We start from the raw sequence: 3406 nt of genomic DNA, 5'->3' as shown, positions 1-3406 counted from the left end.
TGAAAGTTTGGCAAGATTGTTGCGAACGCCGGACTATCTGGTCGGAGTGTTGCTGGACGCATGATTTGATAATCACCGCTCCGTGACCAGCGCGGGTGCGCGCCGGGCGCGGACGCGCGCCGGGCTGATCGACAAGCGCACCGGATCGCTTCAGTATGTGTGAGTCTTGCGTCGGACGCGGCAACTCTCGACCGGAGCGCAGGGGCATCTTCGCGAGGATGGCAGTGGCGCGGCGCTGAGTTGGCTTTGTTGAACCAGATGAGGAAACGCGATTGGGTCTTCGTGGCGGCCTGCGTGGCAGGTGCGCTGCTGTTCGGTATCTGGAGTATCCAGATGGGCTTCGCGTTTCATCGCACCCGGCAGGGCCCGACCGATCTGTCGAGCTCGCACCGGCGCAGCCAGGACACCTCGTCCGCGCGCAGCCCTGCCCGGCTCGAGGCCGATGACGAAGATCAAGCGGACCGCCAGTCCCGATAGGCCGCGCAATCGCGTTTCTCATCGCCACACCGCCTAAGCCCAGGCCAGGCTTGCGACGACGGCGCCGTCATCGTCATCATTCCCGGCACGCGTGAGGCGCCTGCGGCGCGCGCTGTCCGTCGCGCGGCGATGGCGCACGTCAAACCCGTGCAGCGCCGTCGGCACACGCCCCGCAATGTCGCGAACGAACGCGATCGCCTGCTTGACGACGGCCATCACGGTCGCAACGCGCGTGAACAGGCCGATCAGGAAGATCATCGAGAAGATGTCGATATAGGCGAGCGCATCGCCGACCAGCATCAATTCGGGAGGAAGCGGAATCCGGTGCAGATAGGCGACGATCAGGATGACGACCGGGATCAGCGCAATCAGCTTCCGGAGCGTCAACCGGTCGAGCAAGGCGGCAAGCTCAACGACCAGGACCTGCCAGAGCCAGTCGCCAAGCGCGGCCGGCTTGTCGATGGTCCAGGTCTGCCACAACTGCTGCCACAACCGCTTCCACATCACGGCGTCCGCCTTGTCCCCGGGGCAGTACGGCTACGGCTTTGCCGTCGCCTCGCTGCCGTCGCCCTCGACCGCGGCGCCTTGCGGATCAGCCGGATCGGCCGATGGAAAGATACGCTCGTAGTTGGCCCGAGCCTCGCGGATCAGACGCGCGCGCTCCAGTTCCGACTTCGAGATGAACCTGATGATCTCGCCCATGTGCTCTCCAACGCAGGGGGAATTATCCAACCATCGGTGATGCAACCATCGTGCCTGATGGCTGCCCGGCCGACATGCGCGCGGCGCTTACCGGGGCGCCCGCGGCGCGGTCCGCGGCTGGCTGAACGCAACGCGCGGATTGATGCCGCAATAGGCATCGCGGCCTGACGCCGACGCCTGGCACTGCTCGTAGGTCTGGTAGCCGCAATAGCCGGGGTAACCCTCGTCCCGGCCCTGGATACACCAGGGATAATCGTAGGGATCGGCCGCCGCCGGCTGCACGGAGCCGGCAATCCAGCTCATCCCGAGCGCCGCGAACGCGACAATCGCCCAACTCGTCCTGCGCATGATCCTGCTTCCTTCGTCGATCGGCACCCAGCCGTCGATGTAGGTACGCCGGCGCGATCTGCGAGGTTTCTGCTTGCGGCCTCAAGAAGCTGTGACCCGGCCGCGACGCCGCGCATCGGCGGACAAGGCACCCCGGATGGGATCGGGACCATACAAAAAACACGAGGCCCGGTGTGCCTAGGAGACCGGGCCTCGTGTCTGATGTCCCCCGCCTCGTGGCGGATCAGGTGTTGTGGTTACGCGAGCTTGCGCGCGCGATCCATCCCGGATGACTACGGGGATCGGCCGCGCGCGGGCGTCACTTGCTGTAGCTGTAGAACCCCTGCCCGGTCTTGCGGCCGAGATGGCCGGCATCGACCATCTCCTTCAGCAGCGGCGCCGGCCGATATTTGGGATCGTTGAAGCCGGTATAGAACACCTCCATCACCGACAGCATGGTGTCGAGCCCGATCAGGTCGGCGAGCGCGAGCGGTCCGATCGGATGGTTGCAGCCGAGCTTCATGCCGGCATCGATCTCCTCCGCGGTCGCAATGCCTTCCTGCAGCGCGAAGATCGCCTCGTTGATCATCGGGCACAGGATGCGGTTGACCGCAAAGCCCGGGCTGTTCTTCGCGGTGATCGCGACCTTGCCGACGCGCTTGGCGAACGCTTCGGCCTTGGCGACCGTGTCGTCCGAGGTCTGCAAGCCCTTGATCAATTCGAGCAGTGCCATCACCGGGACCGGATTGAAGAAGTGCATCCCGATGAAGCGGTCGGGACGATCGGTCGAGGCCGCCAGGCGGGTGATCGAGATCGACGAGGTGTTGGTCGCGACCAGCGCGCTCGGCTTCAGCCCGGCGCAGAGATCCCTGAGGATCTTGACCTTGAGCTCCTCGTTCTCGGTCGCCGCTTCGATCACGAGATCGCAGACGGCAAGCTTGGACTTGTCGGTGGTAGCAACGATCCGCGCGAGCGTCGCGGCGCGATCGGCGGCGGTCATCTTCTCCTTGGAGACCAGGCGCTCGAGACTGCTCCCGACCGTCTTCAGGCCGCGTTGCACCGCCGCGTCCGAGATATCCACCATGGTCACGTTCAGCCCTGCGGCCGCGCAGATCTGCGCGATGCCGTTGCCCATGGTCCCGGCGCCGATAATGCCAACCGTCTCAATCATTGCGTTCGTTCCTCGCAGCTAGCGCGGCCGCACGGCCGCATCCTCAAATACGGCGGGCCCGTGGGGTCCGCGGATGGCGCAGGAATAGCAGTCCGGCCGGGTGGCCGATACAGGAGACGACGGTATCCTGGTGAGGTTTATTCGGGACGCGGGGGCAGCGGCCGCCGTGGCGGAACGGCGGTGCGCGACGGCAGCTCGGTACGCGGCGGATCGGCCATCCGCGACGGCTCGAACACGCGATTGAGCCGCACGATCCACCAGGCCAGTCGCCCGTAGTTGCGGCGAAGTGCCGATCCGAATCCCTCGTCGATGTCCTGGTCACGATCCATACCCCTATCGTTAACGTGCATCTTTGAAGGAACGGTGAGTGCCATCACGAGCTGTGCGGGCAATCGTTAGGAACTTGGCAACTATTTCGCGCAAGCCTTGGTGCGTTGACGGCGCCGGCACCGGTAATCGTCCGGATTGCGGATTGAAGACCCTGCGCCGCAGCATCGCCATAGCGGTGCGACTCGCATTTAGTTGATCGAATTTTCCGCGGAGCGCCGCGACATAAGAACATTAGACGACGAGGGCTACGCCCATGCTTTCTGAAAAGTTCTTTTTGGTTCTCGAGACATTGCTCAACGGTCAGATCCATTCCGACGGAAGCCCGCGCGTGGTGAGCACTTCGCCGCACGTCCCGGTCAAGCTTCCGCGTGAAGGCAAGCCCGAAGGCAACCAGCCTCG

6 protein-coding genes are annotated in these 3406 nt (G+C 64.5%); 1 reads left to right on the top strand and 5 read right to left on the bottom strand.

Annotation, left to right across the window (positions count from 1 at the left end):
- Nucleotides 1-258 precede the first annotated feature (258 nt).
- Nucleotides 259-477 (top strand): hypothetical protein, encoded by a 219-nt coding sequence (locus AKN84_RS44085; protein ID WP_128971726.1) that lies wholly within the window; start codon nucleotides 259-261, stop codon nucleotides 475-477.
- Nucleotides 478-510: 33 nt separating this feature from the next.
- Here the strand turns inward: AKN84_RS44085 and AKN84_RS44080 are convergent, their stop codons facing one another.
- The 5 genes from AKN84_RS44080 to AKN84_RS44065 all read right to left on the bottom strand — a co-directional run bounded on the left by AKN84_RS44080 (nucleotide 511) and on the right by AKN84_RS44065 (nucleotide 3006).
- On the bottom strand, nucleotides 511-981 hold the full coding sequence (locus tag AKN84_RS44080; RefSeq protein WP_050426570.1) for a hypothetical protein: 471 nt from the start codon (nucleotides 979-981) through the stop codon (nucleotides 511-513).
- Between the two features lie 33 nt (nucleotides 982-1014).
- The gene (locus tag AKN84_RS48300; RefSeq protein ID WP_167351907.1) at nucleotides 1015-1179 is read right to left on the bottom strand and encodes a hypothetical protein; all 165 of its coding nucleotides are present in this window, start codon (nucleotides 1177-1179) and stop codon (nucleotides 1015-1017) included.
- An 87-nt stretch (nucleotides 1180-1266) separates the two neighbouring features.
- Nucleotides 1267-1527 carry a DUF3551 domain-containing protein gene (locus AKN84_RS44075; RefSeq protein WP_050426572.1) on the bottom strand — a complete coding sequence of 87 codons (261 nt, stop codon included), beginning with the start codon at nucleotides 1525-1527 and terminating at the stop codon, nucleotides 1267-1269.
- A 298-nt stretch (nucleotides 1528-1825) separates the two neighbouring features.
- A complete protein-coding gene (locus AKN84_RS44070) occupies nucleotides 1826-2677 on the bottom strand; it encodes a 3-hydroxybutyryl-CoA dehydrogenase (protein WP_050426569.1) in 852 nt (283 codons plus the stop codon).
- Between the two features lie 137 nt (nucleotides 2678-2814).
- Nucleotides 2815-3006, bottom strand: coding sequence for a hypothetical protein (locus AKN84_RS44065; protein WP_050426568.1), 192 nt, complete (start codon nucleotides 3004-3006; stop codon nucleotides 2815-2817).
- Between the last annotated feature and the right edge of the window lie 400 nt (nucleotides 3007-3406).

It is taken from the genome of Bradyrhizobium tropiciagri (assembly GCF_001189845.1).
Taxonomy (GTDB): Bacteria; Pseudomonadota; Alphaproteobacteria; order Rhizobiales; family Xanthobacteraceae; genus Bradyrhizobium; species Bradyrhizobium tropiciagri.
This window is presented reverse-complemented; position numbering and strand designations above follow the sequence as displayed.